Raw genomic sequence first — 21898 nt, 5'->3', positions numbered from 1 at the left:
AAAGGCATCTATCTCAATCTATTGAGATGTTATATCATAACATTTCAATAGATTCTTGTGGGAGAGATTCATGACAGCTATACAAAGCAAATTGCCGGTGACGGTGTTATCTGGTTTTTTAGGTGCAGGAAAGACGACGGTATTAAGTCACATATTAAATAATCGCGATGGTTTGAGAGTCGCGGTGATTGTGAATGATATGAGTGAAATCAATATCGATGCAGCGACAATTAAACAAGAAGTATCGTTAAACCGCAGTGAAGAAAAATTAGTAGAAATGAGCAACGGCTGCATCTGCTGCACGCTAAGAGAAGACTTATTAATAGAGGTTCGAAAGCTTGCCGAGGCGAATAGCTTTGATTATTTAGTTATTGAATCAACCGGTATTTCTGAACCTTTACCTGTGGCAGAAACCTTTACTTTTGCGGATGAGGATGGCGTGAGCTTATCGGATATTGCTCGCCTAGATACCATGGTTACCGTCGTGGACGCGGTGAATTTCATGAAGGATTATGAAGCGGCTATTTCCTTGCAGAAAACAGGTGAATCGCTTGGCGAGGAAGATGAGCGTAGTGTGGCGGATTTGCTGATTGATCAAGTCGAGTTCGCTGACATGATTTTGATCAGTAAAACCGATTTGGTAAGCGAAGCAGAATTGCGACAATTAGAATCCATCCTCCGTAGTTTCAATACAGAAGCGGAAATTATCCCCATTGATCAAGGCAAAATAGAGCCTAAGCGCTTGTTAGGCACGGGTAAATTTAGCTTTGAAAAAGCACAGCAAGCAGCTGGCTGGCTAAAAGAAATGCGTGGTGAGCATGTGCCCGAAACAGAAGAGTATGGCATTGGCAGTTTTTCCTACTTGGCTCGACGACCTTTTCATCCCCAGCGATTTTTTGACTTTCTTCATGGAACAGAAGCTTATGGAAAGCTGTTGCGTTCGAAAGGATTCTTTTGGTTAGCAACTCGTCCCGAGTTTGCTGGGCAATGGAGTCAGGCGGGTGGTATTGCGCATTATGGTTTTGCTGGCATGTTTTGGAAGGCGGTTCCCAAAGACAAATGGCCACAAGATCCAGAATACCTTGAATCGATAGCCAATCAATGGGTCGAGCCTTTCGGTGACATGCGTCAGGAGCTGGTGTTTATTGGTCAGAATCTGAATAAAGAAGCTGTGATAGAAGCGCTGGATGCGTGTTTGTTAAGCGAACAAGAGCTTCTCGCAGGTAAGGCAGTATGGGCTACATTACCTGACCCTTTTCCTGAGTGGGATGAAGTTGCTTAGGATCATATTTCATTAAATAAACGTAAAGACTCCCTGTCTTATTAAGATAGGGAGTCTTTTTTTACTATTCTTAGTTTTCTCTAATCGGCTCTAACACTTCTACAGCCTTATTTTTTAGTCGATAAATGAGCAGATGAATATCTTCTTTGATCATCAATAAAACAGGGATCAAAATCAGTGTAATGACAGTGGCAAACATGATGCCGTAAGCGAGAGAAACTGCGGCAGGAATCAGCATCTGTGCTTGCCTTGAGGTTTCCCACAGAATGGGAATCAAGCCCGCAAAAGTGGTAAAAGATGTCAGCAATACTGCGCGCAAGCGGCTTCGACAGGCAAGGCTAATGGCTTTTTTAACGTGACTCGTTTCGTAGCGTAGGTCGTTGAATCGCGACACTAATAATAGACTATCATTTACCACAACACCGCTTAGCGCAAGTATGCCATTCAGAGAAAAAATTCCCAGAGCTAAGTTGTTCATCCAGTGGCCTAACAAGGCACCAATTATCCCAAATGGAATCGCCATCATAATGATAAGTGGCTGCGAGTAAGATTTTAATGGTATCGCCAATAGCCCATATATAATTAAAAGTGCGATAAGGAACATTTCAGACATAGATGATTGTGTTTTTTCTCTTTGCTCTGCTTCACCAGAGAAAAAGATAGAAACACCGGCAAATTGACGCTTCATCTGTGGCACCACGGCACTTCGCAAGTACTCAACTACTTCAGTTGATGACATGGTGTCTTTATCGACTTCGGCAGATAAATACAAAGAGCGTTTACCATCAATGCGAATAATACGTGTTTCAGCATCTTGTTGAGACAATGTGGCGACAGCAGAAAGAGGAACCCGCGTACCGTCATCCAAAACAATCTTGGTATTCATGACCGCAGCGGGGGATTCTTTTTGGTCGTTGGGATAACCAAGGCGAACCTCTACCTCTGAGTTATCTCGCTGGTATTTTTGTACGACTTGACCATCAAAATTCCGTGCGACTTGAGTGGCGAGGCCACTGGTGGATAAACCTAATAAGCGCCCTTGATCTGTCAGATTTAAAATTAGCCTAGATTCGGTAGGGGTGTTATTTTGCTCAATTCCAGTGACGGCAGGAAGAGCGGCTAGCTGCTTTAATAATTCTTCCATAGCGCCATCTAGGACACTGGTATCATTGCCACGCAGCTCAATTTTCAATGCATCGACGGTTTCACGAGCGCTGCGAATACGGAGGTTTTTTACGCCTTCAGGCATGCCTGCAAACTGCTGCCATTTGCTGGCGAATTGCGCTGAGGTATAGGGCCTATTTTCGTCGAGCTCTATGCGAATGTTACCGGACTGATCATCGCTTGCGGTGACTTGGATGTTCTTGATAGCAACATCGCCCTTGGTTTTTTGGGCTTCTTTGCTTATTTCTGAGTTGCTTGGTTTTGTGTTTTTTGGCGTACTGCGTAAGGCAATGTCTGCTTGATAGGCTTTTTGCTCTAGTTCGAATAAGGTTTTGTTAGTCTGCCCATAGCTGACATCGTTGTACATGGTCAATGTACCGCGAACTGTATCTCCTGGAATTTGAGGGAAGAAGCTCATACGAATCGCGCCAGTAAATGGCATAGAAATGACCAATATAAAGACAGCTATAAAAAGCAGGCACACCGCGTATCTATAATTGAGCGCTAGTTCTATGGTTGGGCTATAAATGCGATTACTGAACCACTGTAAGCCGGAATCTGCTCCATGTTGAACCATGGCCCATGCTCTAGATAGTGGATTGGTTTTAGTCGATTTTTGGGTGTTTATGTGGGCAAGGTGAGCAGGCAAAATAAGCTTGGATTCAATGACTGATAGGATTAAACAAATAGCCACCACGGTTGCGAACTGAGCATAGAGTTGGCCTAAACGACCTTCGATATTGGACAACGCCCAAAAAGCAGCAACGGTGGTAAAAACCCCAAAAAGTGTGGGCACCGCTACCATCATGGTGCCTTTAATCGTGTTGCCTATAGTGTCGCCTTCTTTGGAGCGAACGGTATACACGCTTTCCCCCACGACAACAGCATCATCGACGACTATGCCCAATGCCATAATAAAACCGAACGTGGTGAACATGTTTAACGTTAGGCCGACATTCTCTGTTCCCATGAAAAATAGAGTACCGAAGAAAATAAAAGGCAGCCCCATAGCAACCCAAAATGCCACGGTAACATTTAGAAAAATTGCTAATAAAATGAATACTAGCAATACGCCGGTGACGGCGTTTCCTATCATTAAGTCAAGACGTTGATTAATGGATTTACTGCGATCATACCAAGTGCCAAGCGTTACATTGGCCGGTAATCGTCCGCTGTCTTCCCAATCCTGAATAACCGCCTTGGCACCGATAACCGAATTGGATATGTCGTTTTTTCCCGTGGTTAAAACCTGAATGCCTAAGCTGTTTTGACGGTTAAAACGCGATAGTACGTATTCATCTTCATCGAAAGCATCGCGTATAGTGGCAATATCTCCTAATAATAGCTTCCCACCCGAGCTATTATATTGCACTGGAATACGAGCAAATTCGCTTTTCATATAGGCTTGCTCGGAAGCGCTAATGGTGAGGTAGATTTCTTCATCACGTAGTGTGGCTACTTGGGCTGGTGATGATTCTGCATTGATGGCTGTCGCTATATCAGACAAAGTAAGCCCATAGGCTTCTAAGGCGTTCTTGTCGAGATCAATCATGATGGTTGGGTCTAACCAACCAGAAATAGACGTTGAGCTAATGTTCTCGTTCGCCAATAAATCCGATTCCAGCTCGTCAATCAGTTTTTGGAGCGTGCGACGATCCGCGTCACCATATAGTTGAATCCAAATAGCGTGCTCTTCTCGAGTCGCCTTACTGACAACAGCTGGATCCGCTTCATCAGGGAAGGATGAAATTTGGGCGACTTTGTCTTTTACATCGTCAAACAGTGTGTCGATGTCATAGCCATCTAGCATTTCTACAGTGGTGCTGGTGGCGCTGGCGGTGGAAGATGTGGTGATGTTTTTAATGCCAGATACACCTTGCAAGGCTGTTTCTAAGGGAATGGCGATGCCTTCTTCGTTTTCTTTTGCTGAGCCACTGTCGTTACTCACCGAAATAGCAATTCTGTTTGGCGTTAAGCTGGGAAAGGCCTCTTTATTGATGGAGCCCATGTTTAGAACGCCTAGGCTAATGACTAAAATGAGTAGTAAATTGGCAGCAACAGGGTTATTGGCAAACCATGGAATAATCCCTTTGGGTTGATCAATAGGAGTCATTGTTTCGCGCCTTTATTTACTGGTACGGTCAATGACTTGACGAGGGTGCCTTTTAAATAGCTGTTGTAGGGCTGAACAATCACTTGGTAAGCGTTGCTAAGCATATTGGTCGGAACTTGGATATAAACGTATTTTGAATCGACAAAACGTGGCGTGGTTTCAAAAGCGGCAAGGCGACTGTTTTCGTCGATATACCAGATTTCACTTTTTTGGCTAAGTGCGGTGTTGGGTAATTTCCACAGGTTATCGAGTTGTTTTCCTTGAATAGAAACTTCAACAAACGCCCCTGGCAGTAAAATAGGTGTTTGGCTCAAAGGGTTATCAAGACTAACTAATAGGCTTCGCATCCGAGTGGTTTCATCAATATGTTGATTGACACTAAGAATCCTGCCTTGCCAAGAGTCTTGTTTATCCATACTTGAAATTTGTACGGGCCAGTTATTGTTTAACAGAGTTTGCATGTCGGGGAGTTTCATCCAATCGTTATTGGATAAGTCGATTTTTATGTCTGCTCGGTCGGTGCTGTAAAGCGTACCTATTTCACTGCCAGAACTAATGAATGAGCCAAGTGAAACTTCGCGAGCTACGACTAAGGCATTAAAGGGAGCAGTCAGTTTTGTGTGTTGCAGTTTAGATTTTGCATTGTTTAATTCGGCTTTTGCTGCATCAAGCTCAGTTTCTGCTGCAGCAAGTTGTGGCATTCTTAAAACGAGGTCAGAATCGGGGTCACCATTAAAGCCAGCGGCTTCCCATTCAGCTCTGGCTTGCTCGCCTTGACGCATTTCTTCTTTCAACGCCAGATTCGCGGCCGCTAGCGAATTTTCTGCGCTGGCAACATTGCTGTTTAGTTCCGTGTTTTGCAGTTGAGCTAACACATGGCCTTTACTAATGACTTGCCCTGCTTCAAATTGATTTGATAAGCGGGTGATTTCGCCGCTGACTTGACTGGTCATCATCAACGCATATCTTGGTTTTACGATGCCTGAAGCCTTAATAGTGGCAGCGTAGCTGTCTGCTTTGGCCGTGAGGGTGGTGATCTCAAGGGCTTGCTCTGGTGTGGCAGGTCTCGGTGTTTGTACTCTATTTTTTTGTGCATCCATGGCGCTGGTGACATACAGATACACGCCAGCAATCGCAGCGCCAGCTAATAATAACGTGATCCACTGTGAAAGATGTTTCATTAAGGTTTTACTCCAAGCCCGAGTGCGAGCCCTAAATCGACTCTATTTGATAGTTGCTGATAAATTAAGTTGTCTAACTGCGCTTCTAAATTAAATGCTGTGGTTTGGGCATTGATTAAATCACTTAGTTCAACTAAGCCTGAGCGGTATTTTTTTTCATACTGAGTTAAGTTCTTTTTGCCACTACTCAGGGCATCTTTTATGTGCAGTACTTGTTGCGCTAACACGCGTTCTTGCCCTAGGGTATTTTCAATTTCATTGACTGCGGTAAGCAGTGTTTCGCGGTAATCTTGATAAGCTTGAGCTGTTTCCAACTTAGCAATTTCTGCCGCGGCTTTAAGTTGACCCCCCTGATAGAGTGGTTGGGTAATTTGAGCGAGTAAAGACCAAATGGGAGAGCCAAATAAAGCGGCACTGGGTGATGATGCTGTGTCACTTAATGTCGCGCTCAAGCTGATGCTAGGAAGCATGTCTTTATACGCTACCGAAGTGTTTAAATCAGCGGCTTCAATGGCCAGGTAGGCGGCTTTCAAGTCTGGACGACGCTGCAAATTCTGCTGTGGGAGTTCGCTTAGGCTCATTATAACGTTGAGATATTGTGAATTGGCTACAAAGCTTGGAAGGCTGCTTTCTCCCAAATACAGCTGCAAATTACGCTTTTCAATTGCAAGGTCTTCTTTGTATTCGGCTAAATCTGCTTTGGATTGAGAAGTAGAAGTGCGGGATTCATCCATTTCTTCTAGCGTGCCTAAACCATTTCGAAAGCGTTTTAAAATCAGTTTTTCATTTGACTCCAATAAGGCCAAGCGTTTTTGTTCGATATCTATTGCATGCTGTTTGGCGGTAATTGAGAGCCAAGACTTAATAACATTCGCCACTAATGTATCGCGGCTGGCTTGATAGAGTGCTTCATCACTGGCGAGAGATTTTTCAGCAGCTTGCTCTGACTGAGCGAGCTTTTGCCATAAATCTACTTCCCAACTTATCCCTATGTTGGCTTTATATGAGGTGTCACTGCCTTCAGCTCTGTTGCCTGAAAAACCAGCTTCGACGCTAGGAAGTGAATTGCCTTGCTGGCTTTTTATACTCCATAAGCTGGCTTGTAAAGTGAGTTGGGTTTTCTGCAAACTTGGATTTGCCTCTAGTGCTTTGTTTATTAGCTCGTCGAGTTGTGTATCGGTTATCAAATCGGTCAAATAACTGGTTGGAGCGACGTTGTCCATTGATTGCCATTGAGAGCTTGTCGATTTGCTCACTGAGTCTAGTTCTTGCTGCGCTCTGTCAGCATAATCTTCACGTTGCTGTGAACTGCTACAGGCTGCTAATACCAAGCTGAGGCTTAGTATTGTGATGTTTAAGAAAGACCGTTTGAGCATTAAAGTTATCCTAGTGAAAAGGGACTAGTTGGTGTTGTATTTATACGCTAGTTTGATATATCCAGTGAATGCGTTTTAGGATTATGTCGTCTTTAAATTAATGCCTTAAGAGTATTTGCGTTTCTTTACATTGGATCTTATGTCAAAACAGAGATCTCTGATTCACTGCGTTTTATCCTACTGTCGAAACTACGCAAAATAGCCGCTAATGCCTTGATTGCCCATTCTCTTTTTTCCTGATTTTGCTCGCTGAAATTCAACCTAAAGCAGTTTCGATATTTGCCAGTTGCTGAAAATAACGGCCCTGGGGCAAAGCCCACACCTTCTTCGCGACAACGTTCGACTAATTTCATCGTATCGATACTTGGATGGAGTTCAACCCACAAAATAAAACTACCAACAGGGAAGCTGACTCTGGTGTCATTGGGGAGATGTATTTTGATTGCATTGAGCAAGTGGTCACGTTGTTGCTCGTAGTTATGTCTCATTTGACGTATGTGTTTGGCATAGCCACCTAAGCGGATAAATTTTGCGATCGCTAGTTGCGGAAGTACAGGACACATAGAACTGCTGACGTATTTTATATGGGTGACTTTATCCCGATAGCGTCCAGGTGCAATCCAGCCGACGCGCATGCCTGGGGCAATACTTTTGGAAAAGGATGAACACAGTAAAACACGCCCGTCAGTATCAAAGGATTTGATCGTTTTTGGGCGAGGGAACTGATAAGAAATGTCGCCATAAATATCGTCTTCAATGATGGCAATATCGTAGCTTTGGGCTAGCCTATAGAGCTGTTCTTTTTTGTCTTCTGGCATTGTGTAACCCATTGGATTATTACAAGTTGGAGTTACAAAAATTGCCTTAATGGGCCATTGATCGAGTGCCAACTCTAGGGCTTCTAAACTAATGCCTGTTTCTGGGTGTGTTGGGATCTCCATCGCTTTAAGATTTGCCGCTTTGATCGCCTGCATGGAGCCGTAAAAGCTTGGTGATTCTATGGCAATAATATCGCCAGGTTGTGTGACAGCTCGTAGACAGACAGACAGCGCCTCTTGGCAGCCAGATGTGACAACAATATCGTCTGGGTGAAGTTGGCAGCCAGAGGCTACAGCAAGGCGGCAAAGTTGTACGCGCAGTTCCTCTGATCCTCGAACGTCCGCATAACCTAACCCCAGTTCTGGTTTCTGTTTTGTTAAGTCAGATAATGTTTTTAGCAAAGGTTTTAAGGTCGAGGCTTTCATATCTGGCATGGCGTGCTGCAGTTGTACGCCTTTGTTGCCGCTACGATTCATTAACATGTTGAGTACTTCTTCCCATTGGGAGACTTCCAAAGGGCGCTGAGGTGGTCGAGAAATACTGGGTAAATTGTCCTTTTTGGGCACGCAGACAAAGTAGCCAGACTTTGGACGTGCTTCCACTAGCTGTTCTTGCTCAAGCTGTCGATACGCTTCTTGTACGGTAGAAATGCTGACGCCATGTTCTTGCGCCAATTGTCGTACCGAAGGTAATTTATCGCCAGACTTATAAAAGTCATGCTGTATGTGTTCGCGTAAGCGGGTCGCAAGCTTTTGATACAGGGTCATTGTCTTTCCTTTGAGGCTCTTTTTTGTCTTTTTAGCTGTGTCTGTATGGATTATATAAGGATAAATAGCCGTAGATTACCATACAGATTTGAGTTTATTTTGCCATACAGGTGGATTGAATGGAGATCTGTATGTTTATTAAAGTGGTTTTCTGAGGCTGTATTGGTTTTCTCCCTTCTCTTAAAGTAGTTATTCATACACACAGCACTCATGAAACAAATCATGGTGCGATTTAGAAGGAGAAGGTTATGTTAATCGTTAGCTTATTTGTTTGTATTCAGCAAAGTGTCGAACGCTTTCAAACACGTAAAACACTTGCAAAACTCACTGCAGAGCAACTGAATGACATTGGCATGACCAAAGAACGTCAACAAGTAGAAGTGTCTCAGGCAACCGTTCTAAAGCTACTACGTGATATTGTTTTGTTGATGAAAAGCAACAGGAGGGCCCAATGATTGATTCCTCTTTTTTCTTGGCGCTTGCCATGTTTGCGTTTGTTACTTCTGTTACGCCAGGGCCTAATAACATAATGTTGCTGGCGTCTGGCGCGAACTTCGGTTTTCGTCGAACGCTCCCGCATATGTTTGGTATTGTATTGGGTGTAGCCTGCTTATTGCTTTCTACATTGTTGGGGTTAGGGGCATTGTTTACCTTATATCCTCCGCTTTACGGTGTGCTCAAATGGGTCGGCTGTGCGTATCTGTTGTGGTTGTCATGGAAAATAGGCAGTGCGCCGGTTGGGAGCCTAGAAAGTAAGCAAGAAGATAAAAAGCCTAAAGCGATACCAATGCGCTGGTGGCAAGCTTTGTTGTTCCAATATGTGAACCCTAAGGCTTGGATGATGGCAATTGGCTGTGTAAGCACCTTTGCCATAGCAGGTGATTTGTATGCTTTGTCCGGCTTTTGGATTATTGTTCTGTTTGCAGCAGTAGGTTTTCCGGCTATTTCTGTGTGGGCTTGGGCAGGTATAAAAATTCGCCAATGGCTGACAGATGGAAAACGGCAGCGATTATTTAATCTGACGATGGGCATAGCGACAGCATCAACACTGTTTTTAATTGTGGGTTATTAAGTGCTGAAAAGGTATTAAGGTGATAGAAAATCAAGAGCAGAAAGCGTCTTTGAGAGAATCTCAATGGAGTCTTTATATGATAAAGACTCGTTTAAACACGCTTTATACTGGTATCAGTACCGATGTGGAGCGTCGCTTTAAAGAGCATTCTGGCAGCAGTAAACGTGCTGCTCGGTATCTTAGAGGAAAGGGGCCGCTAGAACTAGTTTGGTCCCAGTCCGTAGGTTCTAAGAGCGAGGCATTGATTCTAGAATGTCGAGTCAAAAAGCTGAATCGCCGGCAAAAATTAAGTCTAATTGATGGTGGTATCGAGCTTGCTGCTTTACAGCCCAAAACAGATGAATAAAGCGTGTTTTCTTAGCTTGTTTTTCTAAGGGATCATTCGTAGCATGTTATGTCATTTGTAGTGCTTTCATAGGGAGGCAAGGGACTATGATTAGTCACATTGACCACATAGTATTAACCGTTGCAGATATAGATAGAGCGGTCGCTTTTTACGAATCCGTGCTTAAGCTTGAGTCATTCACCTTCGCCAATGGCAGAAAGGCTGTGCGTTTTGGTCAGCAAAAAATTAATTTTCAAGTGCTCGGTCAAGAGCTAAGAAATCATGCAATGGAAGGTGCTGGTGATGTGTGCCTTATAACAAGCTGGACGTTGGAAGAGGTGGTTGCTCATCTAAAAGCCAATAAGGTCATGATTCTTGAAGGCCCTGTGTCTAAATCCGGTGCACAAGGGCCAATCCAGTCTGTTTATTTTAACGATCTAGATAACAACCTGATTGAAGTTAGTGTCTATGAAGAGCCACTTAGCGATGATCAAGAAGCTGAGTAACCGCCTCTAGAACCGATGAATAACTCCTTTCCTCATAAATGCCAAATCCACTTAGTTGGCGAGCTTTCATCTTAGTAAAAATAGGTTGTGTTAATCCTGTTAGAAAACGAGTGATTAACACAGCAGTAATCTGTGTCGTTGGACTTTTGCTACTAAGTTGTTGGGCAAATTCTCTGGCGTATTCTGCGATATCACTTTGCCAAGCGGTTGAGTCTTGCTCATCCGTTGGTTGTGCAAACACCAGAACCTTTCCTCTGCAAACCGAACAATGGCCGCAGTGCTCGGGTGAATGCTGATCACCAAAGTATCGAGCCAAATTGTTATTCAAACAGCGATCTAGTTGGAAAAAGCGAATCATGGTGGCGATTCGCTCTACTTCCGTGTTTTGTTTTTCATCAACATATTGATGCAACTGGTTAGCCAAAGTCTGGTGATGAAAATGCTCTGTATGCACTTCATAGACGTCGGTTAAGCCTTTACTTTCTAGAGTAAGGACGTTGTTATCTGCCGCAAATTCTAATATTTCTAGTACATCGTCTCGAGATAATCCCGCTTCGTTAAATAGCTTGTCAAAATCAGGTGTGCCCCAGATTTTTTTATATTGAACCCCTTTCAATAATGCTTGGTAGGCGGCTTGCCATTCATCGGGAATACGGTTAGCAAACGCGGTTCGATCGCCTTCCCATTTTAGTCGGACGTCAGAGTAATAGGTGTATTTTGCAGTAAGGACATTGAGCAGCTCTAGCTGTACCAATAGTGTTTTTAATGGCAAAGCTCTGATGTTGGTCTGCATAGATAAACTATAAGACTGAGTTTCCCATAGTGAGTTCACATCATTGTATGAAGACGTGGGTTGGGTGGTCTGTTCTGTAATACTGCTGAGGAGTTTGTCTATGTCTTGTGGTTCTGGTGTATCTCCATAGACAAAGTTTTCGAGTGTACTTAGGCCTTCAAGACTGGCGAGTAGTGCGCAGCGGCTAGGCTGGCGATCTCGACCAGCACGGCCAATTTCTTGGCTGTAGTTTTCAATGGATTTTGGTAAATCAAAATGCACAACGAGCCGGATATCCGCTTTGTCTATGCCCATACCAAACGCGATGGTTGCGACAATGATGCGAGTTCTGTCAGCCATAAAATCGGCTTGAATAATGCGTCGCGTATCACTGTCTAACCCTGCATGATAAGCCGTGGCAGAGTAACCGCTGGCTTGTAAATGGCGAGCTACATCTTCTGCCGTTTTCTGTTGGGTCACATAAACTATCCCTGCGCCTTGGGTATCGTCGATTAGGTTTTTTAAGGTATCAAGCTTATTGCTTCTTTGGATAGGAATTAGATCGATATCTAAATTTGGACGGTAGAACCCCGTTTGCACTATGTGTTCCGGTCGGATGGCAAATTTTTGTGCCATATCTCGTTGAACTCGACGTGTTGCGGTTGCGGTCAATAAAAGCACCAGAGGAATCGCTAGCTCTTGTTGGTAAGAGGGCAGCTTTAGATAATCCGGTCTAAAGTTATGACCCCATTCAGAAATACAGTGTGCTTCATCAACAACCAACATAGAAATAGGGATATGTTTAATAAAGCGGCGAAAACGCTCATTCTTAAAGCGTTCCACAGAGATCATTAAAATTTTAATCGATCCGTCTTGAACGCCGGACATGACAGCCTGGCTTTCGTCTTTGTTTTGGCTGGAATCTAAACAGGCAGCATTGATACCTTTTGATGTTAGAAAAGCCAATTGATCATGCATTAGGGCAATTAATGGTGAGATAACCAAGGTTAAGTTAGGTAGTTGTGTCGCTGTAAATTGGTAGCATAAGGATTTACCTGATCCTGTCGGAAAAACCGCCAGAGAAGAGTGCCCAGATAGGAGCTGCTCTATTGTTTGCTGTTGTCCCTCACGGAACTCACCAAAGCCAAAAAGTGAATGTAGGTTTTGTTCTAGAGAGATCATCGAGAAATTTGCCCCCATTCTAATTCGCAACTTTTTAATTCGTTTAAATGATTTATCCAATACTCTTCAGAACCAAACCATGAAAACGCTTTGACGAATGCCGGATCATGCCAGCGGCTCTGTAGCCAGGCAGCATAGCTGATTACACGTACACTTTTAAAGACATCAATCAAATCCAATTCGCGCGTTTCAAAAGGTAGATAAGATTCATAACCTTCAATTATTTCGCTTAACTGCTGTCTGGGGTTTTCAGTTTGCGTGATGTGTAGCCAGAGGTCTTGTACTGCAACGCCATTTTGGCAATCATCAAAATCCAATAGGTGAAATTGTCCTTCATGAAGCATGAGGTTGCTGCGGTGGCTGTCGCCATGTATTGGCCTAAGCTGAGTTGGCCAATATGTTTGGATTCTGGCCTCGCTTAATTCTCTTAGTTTGGCTATTTGTTTTATATACAGGGGCTTAAGCTTTTCAGGTAACTGCAGCGCTTTTGGTAAAGGGGCTTTGAGAAGCGTGTTGCCTGTTAAAATTTGATTGGTTGCTGCATCCATTTGAGATAGAGGAGAAACGTTTATTCGCTCTAGAAATGGCCTTGTTGATAGCGTTTGATGTAGTTGTCCAATCAGTTCGCCAAGTTGGTATAGCTGATCTAGATTGTCTGCTTCAGGGTGTTGTCCAACCAATCTTGGGTATAAGCAAAAATGCATGTCATTATGTTGAAATAAGCTGGCACCATTAAACTCTAGTGGCGCCACTACTGGAACACCGGCCGCTTTCAGTTTGAGTAGGGTTTGGTGTTCTTCCTGAATTTGTGCTTCGTTCCATCGTTCAGGCCGATAAAATTTTGCAATGACGGGGGAGCTATCTTCGATACCAATTTGGTAGACGCGGTTCTCGTAACTATTTAGTGGGTAAATGCGCGAATCACTCCACAAGCCAGTGGATTCCACTGCATCTAAAATGGCATCCGGAACAAGAGTCGAGAAAGAATGGGTTGCCGTCATAAAGGAGTACTCTAATGCTAAAAAAAGAAATGTCGATGACCATAACGATGTGTTCGAATTATAGCAAGCCGAGGCGTTTTTTTAGCGTGTGTTTTTGTGCATTTGAAAGCGCTGAGGCTTGTCCAGATTTAATTAGGCGGTTCCATTGCTTCCAAGATTTGATGGCTTCACCTGTATGATCTCGAGTTAAATATTGCTGTATTTCGATACGGAATGAGTTTGATAAGGCGGATGGGTTGGTTTTCCCGAATGATCGAAGGCGAATCAGAGCGCGTTTAAATTTGTCTGCATATTTTGAATTATCGGCACCGCTCGACATAAGATTCGTTAGGCATTTTAAATATTCGTAATAATGTTCTACTTTCTCGTAGCTTGTGTCGCGAGTGAGTCGAATAACACGAGAATAAGCTTGTTCAGCGGTTCCCCAGTCATTTAGTTGCATACTGATTTGTGCAAGTCGAACGGCGCGATCCGTAGATCGGGGAGACACTTCTAATACTTTACTCATTACTAATTGAGCATCATTTAGGTTTCCCAGCTCTTCGTGAGCGTCTGTGAGTAGGTCATAAGCGGATAAGAAGTGTCGACTTAAATCAATTGTTTGTTCTAGCTTAGTTATTGCTGCAGTGATTGCTCCTATTTTTAACTCACATAAAGCAATACCATAATGTGCCCAAGCCAGCTTTTTGTTTTTCTGTACGATAAGCATGTAGTGACTTTTAGCGTCTTTGTAACGACCTTTTGCGTAGAGTGACTCTCCAATGATTTTTAAACATTGGCTCGCAAGGTTTGGGGACTGTTGCATGATGGCTTTGGCTTGTAACTCCATACCATCGAAGTCTTTATTTTTTCGTGCAGCATTTATACCTTCAAACACTTCCTTTTGCTTTTGAACTCGTTCAAAACGTCGGAAAAAAGCGGCAGGAGGAAAGGGTTTTACTAGGTAGCTGTCAGGTTGATATTCCAAAACATTAACAACACTTTCATAGGCTGTGTCAGCAGTGATCATGATGAAAATAGTTGAATGGTCTTGGGAGTGATTTTTACGGGAGGTTTCTAGGATCTGTTGTCCATCAATACTGCCACCTAAATTGTAGTCAGATAACACAACATCATAGTGCTTTTCTAAAATACGCTTTATAGCCGATTGCCCAGAAGGTTCTACATCAATATTGTTAAATCCTAAAGAAGTCATGTAAGACTTCAGCATAAGCCTCATTTCACCAAGATCTTCTATGATCAATACGCGTTTATGAGACTTATCGATCCGATCATGGGGAATGGCATTTGTATTTTTGGAATCTAAGGTTGCTACATCTGACAACACGACATCCTTACGCTATATAGTGAATAGTCACTTAACCTGTCTTCAGTTATAGCATGAAGGATTTCTGAGTAGTAAGTCTTATTTTTTGTATCAAATTTAACCAGTTTAGAAAAATGCTAATATTCCCCTTACTTATCAAATAGATGTAAAGAGTTAGCTAGTAGAGGATAATTAATCGTCTTTTAGAATGCATTAGAAAAACACTGACTTTATAGAGCAAAAAAGCCAGTGTTTGGAGGGCTATTAAAAAAGAAGTACTGTCTAATGAACTAGGTTTGCCGTTAGGACGAAGATATCCATATACCCCAATTCGCCATTAATTGGTTGAATAGCTTGCGCGCTATGGAAGAATTTACGGTCGTTCAGGACTACAAATTCGCCATGATCAAAGCTATGACTTATCAATGCTGGGCTGTTTTTCTTTAGGTGAACATTGATGTTTCCACCTTTAATGTTGTGGCGCTGCATGACGTAAATACCAATTCTGTCAAAGCCATCTTGGTGGATACCTTCAGGGGCAACTTCTGCGCTTTTATGGTCGGCAAAAATACGTAACTGGTGAACCTCAATTGGCGTACTATCGGAAACACTGGCCATTTTCTGAAAATAGTGAAACAACTCAATAAATGCAGGATCGACTACGGTCTTGTCGTCTATCTCTTCATATTGACGCACAACATTGCCCTGAAAGTGATTAATACTTTCATCTTGGACAAACGCTTGTGCAGGAAGGCGCTGTAGAGAACCTTTTTCAACGGTAAAGCGTGAATAACGACGTAGGCGAAACTCGCCATCTGCGTATGGATTGGGTGGTAACCGTTCAAAAGAAGGAGTGAGGTGGTTAACGCTATCAGGGCTAAGCTGCCCAAGCTCAAGATAGAAAGGCTCAGTAATGAATTTATTAGTCATCATAGTGTTGTCCTCATTACAGTCGTTGGCAGATCGTGCGCAACGTTATTATTGTAAGACCGCTTTGTGGGCGACTTTTTAAGTTTAGCTCTAACGTGCGAAAAGGGTAGCTATTTATGCTGAATTTTAGGCTACGACTTTAGTCTTATGATCCTTGTTTTGTGTTGACCTTAATTTGCTGCCGTTAAACACTAGATAATATAAAAATTAGAATAAGGGAAGATAATGATTTATTTCCAATTTGGCGGAGCATTGGGGCTTTTGGTTCTGTTTGTTTTCGGCTATTCACAAGGCTCTATACCGCAAGACTTAGCTCTAGTTGGAATTATTTTATCCATTTTTGTGTTTGTCCCGAATCTTGTGCGTGGTCGTAAAATGTCTAATCGTCATGCTAATGAATCGGGCGAAGAGGTAAATACATCTGAGGTAGTATTTTCAGATATGAGCCAAAAAGTAACTCATGCCACCTCTAAAATGGCGATGGGAGCCGCTGAAGTTTCTTACTTTGTTGATACTTTAAGTAAAGACATCCATCTTACTAGCGATGACAGCGAACAGATCACACAAGCCGTAGTCACTCTTTCAGAAACCGGATTAACCTTATCAACCAATCTGGGGCAGCTGGCTGTCACCATGACTGAAACCGCTAAATCCAGCCATATAGCCCAAAATGCCTTGTCGCAAAGTGCCGAACAGATTCATGAGCTTACTGAAAAAGTACAAACAGCCAGTGAGCAGCTGGCTCTTTTAACTAAAAGCGCCGATGACATAGACAGTATTACAGCTGTTATAAAAGCGGTTTCAGAGCAAACCAATTTGTTGGCGCTTAACGCCGCAATTGAAGCAGCTCGGGCAGGCGAGCAAGGTCGAGGTTTCGCTGTTGTGGCAGATGAAGTACGAGCATTGGCGGGTAAAAGTGCCGATGCTTCAGAGCAAATATCACGATTATTGAGCGATGTTCGTCAAAATAGCCAATTAACAAACAATGAAATGTCTTCATTAAAAGAACTGACTGAATCATTATCTACAACGCTCTTAGGGGAAACTCAGCGCTTTATTTCGTTAACAGAAGAAGTACAGCATGCCTCTTTAGTGCTATCTGAAGTGGAAAGTGCAGGTGAAGAGTTGGGAGCGACCAGTACGCAAATTAATGGATCTATTTCCCGTATTAGTGCCTCCTTGCATGATATTTCAGAACGCAGTGATCGATTATCTAAAGAAGCTTCAAGTTTAAGTAATGGCGCAGAAGTGGTTTTTCGGGAATTAGATAAAGTGGATCAATCTTTGTTTTTTTCCACATTGCTTAATGAAGCCAAAGCAGCAGCGCAAGCCATTGGCCGTCTATTTGAAGAGGCGATTGAAAAAGGTGAATTGACTCAGCAAGCCGTGTTTTCCAGAGATTATCAACCTATTAGTAATACGAACCCACAAAAGTACAGTACACCTTATGATGCATTTAGTGATCAGTTTTTCCCTACGGTGCAAGAGGCCTTATTAGAAAAATATCAGCACGTTATGTTTGCAGGAGCGGTGGATGTGAATGGCTATTTTCCAACTCATAATCAAAAGTTCAATCAGCCATTAACCGGTGATTATGAAAAAGATTTAGTGAACAACCGTTCTAAGCGTATTTTTAATGATGCGACTGGCAGTCGATGCGGCGCTCATACAGACAGCTTCTTACTGCAAACCTATAAACGCGATACCGGTGAAATCCTCCACGACCTCTCTGTGCCTATTTTTGTAAATGGAAAACACTGGGGTGGTTTTAGAATGGGATTTAAGCCTGAGCCTTGAGGCTTATAGGCTCTTTAAAATCGGCCGATAAATACACCGCGATAGGCGCAATGAAGTTCATTGCTCGCGATGGATAACCCCGGTGTCTGATAAAGCACTTTTAGGTCGCTGTTTGCGTCTGGGAATGGCACGCTAAGCGGTGAATCATCATTATAGAATACGATCCAGAATGTATTTGAGTGATCAGAAGGTGTCAGTGTGAGCGCAATAAAGCGACGCTGATCGTCAGCCCAGTTTTCGATCGACATTGCTTCGCTGTGTTCGTTGAGCCAGTGAATCTTGTCTGCTGATGTATGCTGATAAAGTGGGTCGTCTTCTAAGCGTATTTCCGCCAAGATTGGGTAGGTTTTGCGCAAGGTCATTAAGGTTGATATGGTGTCTTGAATCACTTTTCTAGCATCCGTTATTTCGCTGTTAGCGTCCTGCCAATGTTGCCAAGTGATCTCGTTATCTTGGCAATAAGCGTTGTTATTGCCTTGCTGCGTATGAGATAACTCGTCACCACCCAAAATATGCGGAGTGCCTTGGCTCAACAATAATGTTGCCATATAGCAAAGCTGCTGATTTAGGCGTTTTTCTTGAATCTCTTTATCATCTGTTTCGCCTTCCGCGCCAAAGTTCTGGCTAATATTATCGCCATGACCATCACGGTTTTCTTCCATATTGGCGAGGTTGCGACGGTGATGATAAGACACTAAATCTTTCATTGTATAGCCGTCATGGTAGGTGATGTAATTGACCGAATTAAGCGCGCTTTTTTGGCCTTTATGAAAGTAGTCTCTTGATCCCATTAGGCGAGTAGCGAATTCAGGAACGGAGCCACGGTCACCACGCCAAAAACGGCGAACAGAATCCCGATATTGATCGTTACATTCCAGAAAACCTCGTGGAAATTGCCCTACTTGATAGCCATTTGGACCAATATCCCAAGGTTCCATTACCAAGCAGGTTTCGCTTAAAACAGGGTCTTGCAGAATGGCTTGTAGCAAGGGGGATTTTGCTGAAAATTCATGGTCAGTTCGGCCCAGGTCAACGCCTAGATCAAAGCGGAAACCATCCACACCCATTATCTCAACCCAATAACGCATACTGTCGCAAATCAAACGGATGCTTGTGGGGCTATAAGTATCAACACAATTGCCACAGCCGGTGTAATTCAGATATTGCCCGTCTTTATGTCGATAATACCGAGCATTGTCTAAACCGCGATAGCATACGCTAGATTGGTCAAGTTCGCTTTCCGCTGTGTGGTTGTAAACCACGTCTAAAATCACTTCAAAACCCGCTTGTCTAAGTCCGTCTATCATTTGTTGGAATTCAGTAATAGGGTCTTTTATTGCGTAACTGGGCTCCACTGCAAAAAAACTAATCGGGTTATATCCCCAATAATTGTTGAGCCCTAATTGCTGAAGGTGACGCTCTGTCATAAAGCTAAAGCACGGCATCAGCTGGATGGTGGTGATATTTAGCTTTTTTAAATGCTCAATACCAGCCGAGGAGATAACGCCTAAATAAGTCCCTTGTAGTTCGCTTTCAATCGGCAGGTTTTTGCTGAATCCTTTGACATGCAATTCATACAAGGCGCGGCTAGAAGGGGTGACATTGACGCGAGCAGGGCGCTCCGACAGAGGTTTGATATCTCGTACAATGGATTTAGGTACGCAATGGGCGGAATCGCTTTGGTGTACTTGGCCCTCTTTGGTGATCGCGGCTTGGTCTTCGTGCCAGATGAGCTTTGCGCTAAGCTCTTTTGCATAAGGATCAATCAGTAGCTTTTGTTCATTGTATAGCAGCTGCTGTTCTGGTTTGAAGTCACCTTTGGCTCTTAGCCCATACTGTTGACCTTCCTTTAAACCAAGTACTTCCATGTGCCAAATGCCTTTGTGCTTATTGATAAATGGTAGTGGTTCTTGTTCTTTGCCGTCTGGGGCAAATAAGCATAGATACAGTTGATGAGCATCTTCAGACACAACAGCGAAATTAATGCCATGCTCAGTGACCGTTGCACCTAAAGGAAAAGAAGAGCCATTGGAAACTTGGTACGCTTGGTTCATGAAGACCTCTAGATGCTATTCGGGTTACGGTTGCTTAGTGTTGCTTTTAAGATTCGCCCAGCCATTTTAACAGTACACCAGAAAGTGGTGGTACTTGCAGCTCAATGCTTTGATTACGACCGTGGCTAACAGAAAACTCGGTGCTGTACTCTTTAATTTGAGCATAACCACTGCCAGTGTAGTGCGTATCATCAGTATCCATAATAACTTGATAGCGACCGGCTCTAGGAACGCCAATACGGTAGTTACCATGCGGGGTCGGGGTAAAGTTAATGATAGCAACAGTGTGCTCTTCACTGTCTTTTGCTTTACGAGCAAAGGCTAAAATACTGTTGGCACTGTCGTCGTAGCTGATCCACTCGAAACCATAGTGAGAGTGATCGTACTGTAGGCTTGGCTCATTTTGGTACAGGTGGTTCAAGTCTTTCGACAAGGATTGTTGGGCTTTATGAAAATCAATATCCAACAAGTGCCAATCCAAAGAGCGTTCATGGCTCCATTCTTGGCCTTGAGCGAATTCATTCCCCATAAAATTGAGCTTTTTGCCTGGGTGAAAATACATATAAGCCGAGAAAGCGCGCAAGTTGGCGAATTTTTGCCAAGCATCGCCGGGCATTTTTGCAATCATTGAACCTTTGCCATGGACGACTTCATCGTGAGAAATAGGCAAAACAAATTGTTCATCGTAGGCATAAACCATACTAAAGCTGAGTTCGCCTTGATGGTGTTGACGATAAATTGGATCTCTTTTTATATAGGTAAGAGAGTCGTTCATCCAGCCCATATTCCATTTAAAGCCAAAACCTAGGCCATTCATGTAAGTAGGCTTAGAGACACCCGGAAACGCTGTGGATTCTTCAGCTACTGTAAAGCAGCGAGGATGATTTAAATACACGGTTTCATTTAAACGGCGTAAAAAATCAATGGCTTCGTAATTGTGGTTACCACCGTCTTTGTTTGGAATCCATTCGCCGTCTTCACGGGAATAGTCGAGATAGAGCATGGACGCAACGGCATCGACACGTAAGCCATCAATATGGAATTCCTCAAGCCAATACACAGCATTACTGATGAGATAATTTACTACATGGTCTTTGCCAAAATCGTAAATTAAAGAGTTCCATTCAGGGTGCCAGCCTTTTTTAGGGTCTGGGTATTCGTATTGTTTAGAGCCATCAAAATTCGCTAAACCGTGGCTATCGGCAGGAAAATGAGCGGGAACCCAGTCCATAATCACACCGATATTGGCTTGGTGCAGCGCATCGACTAGGGCTTTAAAGTCTTCAGGTGTACCAAATCGAGAGGTAACCGCGTACAAACCGACGGGCTGATAGCCCCATGAACCATCGAATGGGTATTCAGTAATCGGTAAAAGCTCAACATGGGTGTAGCCCATTTCTTTAACATAAGGTACCAGCTGGTCTTTGATTTCAAGATACGTCAGTGGCTGATTGTCGCCACTGCGACGCCATGAACCAATGTGCAGCTCATAGATACTCATGGGTTTTTCGTAAATGTCTTCAATTTTACGGTTTACCCAAGCTTGATCTTGCCAAACGTGTTTATCATCAAAGCAAGTGACGCTGGCAAACGATGGGAACTGTTCGATGCGATGTGCATAAGGGTCACTACGATGTGGAAGAACGTCACCGTTTTTGGAGCGAATTTCGAATTTGTAGCGAGCGCCATGGTTCACATCAGGAATAAATAAGCGCCACACACCATCGCCATTACTCGACATTGGATGAGTGCGACCATCCCAAGCATTAAAGTCCCCCACCACAGAGACTGAACGCGCTGCAGGAGCATAAACGGCAAAACGTGTTCCTTGGATAGTAATTTGGTCATTCACTTTAGCACCAGCACGGATAGCACCTTGGCTTTTGTATAAGCTGGCTTGATGGTGTTCTGGGTCTACAAAGGTGGTGTTAGGAAATTGATAAGGATCAACGAGGGTGTATACGCTGCCATCTTTGTAGGTAATTTCGAGACGATAATGAAAGCGTGTGGTGGTTTTTGGCCATTCAGCCAGAAAGAGGCCTTGATTATCGGTCTCGCTCATTTTGGTAAGCTCTTTGTCTGAATCGATAGCCAATACTCGTATAGAGGCGGCTTCTGGCTGCCAGACGATTAAAGATAAACCTTTCTTAGAAGGGGATTCTTGTAGTCCCAAACAGCCAAATGGATCTGAACATTGTGTGTTCAGCACATCATTTGTGAGGGCGTTTTTGATTAGATCCATTCACTTCTC

Annotated in this window: 16 protein-coding genes; 6 read left to right on the top strand and 10 right to left on the bottom strand. The window is 43.4% G+C overall.

Features of this window, described 5'->3' with window-relative positions; genetic code table 11:
- The first annotated feature begins 70 nt into the window (after positions 1–70).
- Positions 71–1282 carry a zinc metallochaperone GTPase ZigA gene (gene zigA, locus JSY38_RS03800; protein ID WP_205115352.1) on the top strand — a complete coding sequence of 404 codons (1212 nt, stop codon included), beginning with the start codon at positions 71–73 and terminating at the stop codon, positions 1280–1282.
- Positions 1283–1352: 70 nt separating this feature from the next.
- On the opposite strand, the gene JSY38_RS03795 is transcribed toward zigA, so the two are convergent.
- From JSY38_RS03795 to JSY38_RS03780, 4 genes are all read right to left on the bottom strand, one after another.
- Entirely contained in the window at positions 1353–4559 is a 3207-nt protein-coding gene (locus JSY38_RS03795; protein ID WP_205115351.1) for an efflux RND transporter permease subunit, read from the bottom strand.
- Positions 4556–5740, bottom strand: a complete 1185-nt coding sequence (locus JSY38_RS03790; RefSeq protein ID WP_114411788.1) for an efflux RND transporter periplasmic adaptor subunit — start codon at positions 5738–5740, stop codon at positions 4556–4558. The genes JSY38_RS03795 and JSY38_RS03790 overlap by 4 nt, the downstream gene beginning before the upstream one ends.
- Positions 5740–7116, bottom strand: a complete 1377-nt coding sequence (locus tag JSY38_RS03785; RefSeq protein WP_205115350.1) for a TolC family protein — start codon at positions 7114–7116, stop codon at positions 5740–5742. The genes JSY38_RS03790 and JSY38_RS03785 overlap by 1 nt, the downstream gene beginning before the upstream one ends.
- 137 nt (positions 7117–7253) lie before the next feature.
- Positions 7254–8702 carry an aminotransferase-like domain-containing protein gene (locus tag JSY38_RS03780; protein ID WP_205115344.1) on the bottom strand — a complete coding sequence of 483 codons (1449 nt, stop codon included), beginning with the start codon at positions 8700–8702 and terminating at the stop codon, positions 7254–7256.
- A gap of 248 nt (positions 8703–8950) precedes the next feature.
- On the opposite strand from JSY38_RS03780, the gene JSY38_RS03775 reads away from it, so the two are divergent.
- From JSY38_RS03775 to JSY38_RS03760, 4 genes are all read left to right on the top strand, one after another.
- The gene (locus JSY38_RS03775; protein ID WP_114411791.1) at positions 8951–9157 is read left to right on the top strand and encodes a YjiS-like domain-containing protein; all 207 of its coding nucleotides are present in this window, start codon (positions 8951–8953) and stop codon (positions 9155–9157) included.
- Entirely contained in the window at positions 9154–9774 is a 621-nt protein-coding gene (locus JSY38_RS03770) for a LysE family translocator (RefSeq protein WP_205115342.1), read from the top strand. The genes JSY38_RS03775 and JSY38_RS03770 overlap by 4 nt, the downstream gene beginning before the upstream one ends.
- Before the next feature lie 19 nt (positions 9775–9793).
- Entirely contained in the window at positions 9794–10120 is a 327-nt protein-coding gene (locus JSY38_RS03765) for a GIY-YIG nuclease family protein (RefSeq protein WP_114411793.1), read from the top strand.
- A gap of 86 nt (positions 10121–10206) precedes the next feature.
- On the top strand, positions 10207–10605 hold the full coding sequence (locus JSY38_RS03760; protein ID WP_114411794.1) for a VOC family protein: 399 nt from the start codon (positions 10207–10209) through the stop codon (positions 10603–10605).
- On the opposite strand, the gene JSY38_RS03755 is transcribed toward JSY38_RS03760, so the two are convergent.
- The 4 genes from JSY38_RS03755 to JSY38_RS03740 all read right to left on the bottom strand — a co-directional run bounded on the left by JSY38_RS03755 (position 10580) and on the right by JSY38_RS03740 (position 15799).
- Positions 10580–12559, bottom strand: a complete 1980-nt coding sequence (locus JSY38_RS03755; RefSeq protein WP_205115340.1) for a RecQ family ATP-dependent DNA helicase — start codon at positions 12557–12559, stop codon at positions 10580–10582. The two genes, JSY38_RS03760 and JSY38_RS03755, sit on opposite strands and share 26 nt — an antisense overlap.
- Positions 12556–13560, bottom strand: a complete 1005-nt coding sequence (locus tag JSY38_RS03750; RefSeq protein WP_205115326.1) for a serine/threonine protein kinase — start codon at positions 13558–13560, stop codon at positions 12556–12558. The genes JSY38_RS03755 and JSY38_RS03750 overlap by 4 nt, the downstream gene beginning before the upstream one ends.
- Before the next feature lie 58 nt (positions 13561–13618).
- Positions 13619–14887 (bottom strand): response regulator, encoded by a 1269-nt coding sequence (locus JSY38_RS03745; protein WP_239544310.1) that lies wholly within the window; start codon positions 14885–14887, stop codon positions 13619–13621.
- 261 nt (positions 14888–15148) lie between these two features.
- On the bottom strand, positions 15149–15799 hold the full coding sequence (locus JSY38_RS03740) for a 2OG-Fe dioxygenase family protein (RefSeq protein WP_205115322.1): 651 nt from the start codon (positions 15797–15799) through the stop codon (positions 15149–15151).
- A gap of 222 nt (positions 15800–16021) precedes the next feature.
- Between JSY38_RS03740 and JSY38_RS03735 the strand changes: the two genes are divergently transcribed.
- Positions 16022–17593, top strand: a complete 1572-nt coding sequence (locus JSY38_RS03735) for a methyl-accepting chemotaxis protein (RefSeq protein ID WP_205115320.1) — start codon at positions 16022–16024, stop codon at positions 17591–17593.
- Between the two features lie 14 nt (positions 17594–17607).
- On the opposite strand, the gene glgX is transcribed toward JSY38_RS03735, so the two are convergent.
- Positions 17608–19647 (bottom strand): glycogen debranching protein GlgX, encoded by a 2040-nt coding sequence (gene glgX / locus JSY38_RS03730; RefSeq protein ID WP_205115318.1) that lies wholly within the window; start codon positions 19645–19647, stop codon positions 17608–17610.
- Between the two features lie 46 nt (positions 19648–19693).
- Complete coding sequence (gene glgB / locus JSY38_RS03725; protein ID WP_205115316.1) at positions 19694–21889, bottom strand: 1,4-alpha-glucan branching protein GlgB; 2196 nt, start codon at positions 21887–21889, stop codon at positions 19694–19696.
- Positions 21890–21898 lie beyond the last annotated feature (9 nt).

It is taken from the genome of Marinomonas foliarum (genome assembly GCF_016906065.1).
In the GTDB taxonomy this organism is placed as follows: Bacteria; Pseudomonadota; Gammaproteobacteria; order Pseudomonadales; family Marinomonadaceae; genus Marinomonas; species Marinomonas foliarum.
Note: the sequence above shows the minus strand (reverse complement) of the source record. Positions and strands in the feature narration are given on the sequence as shown.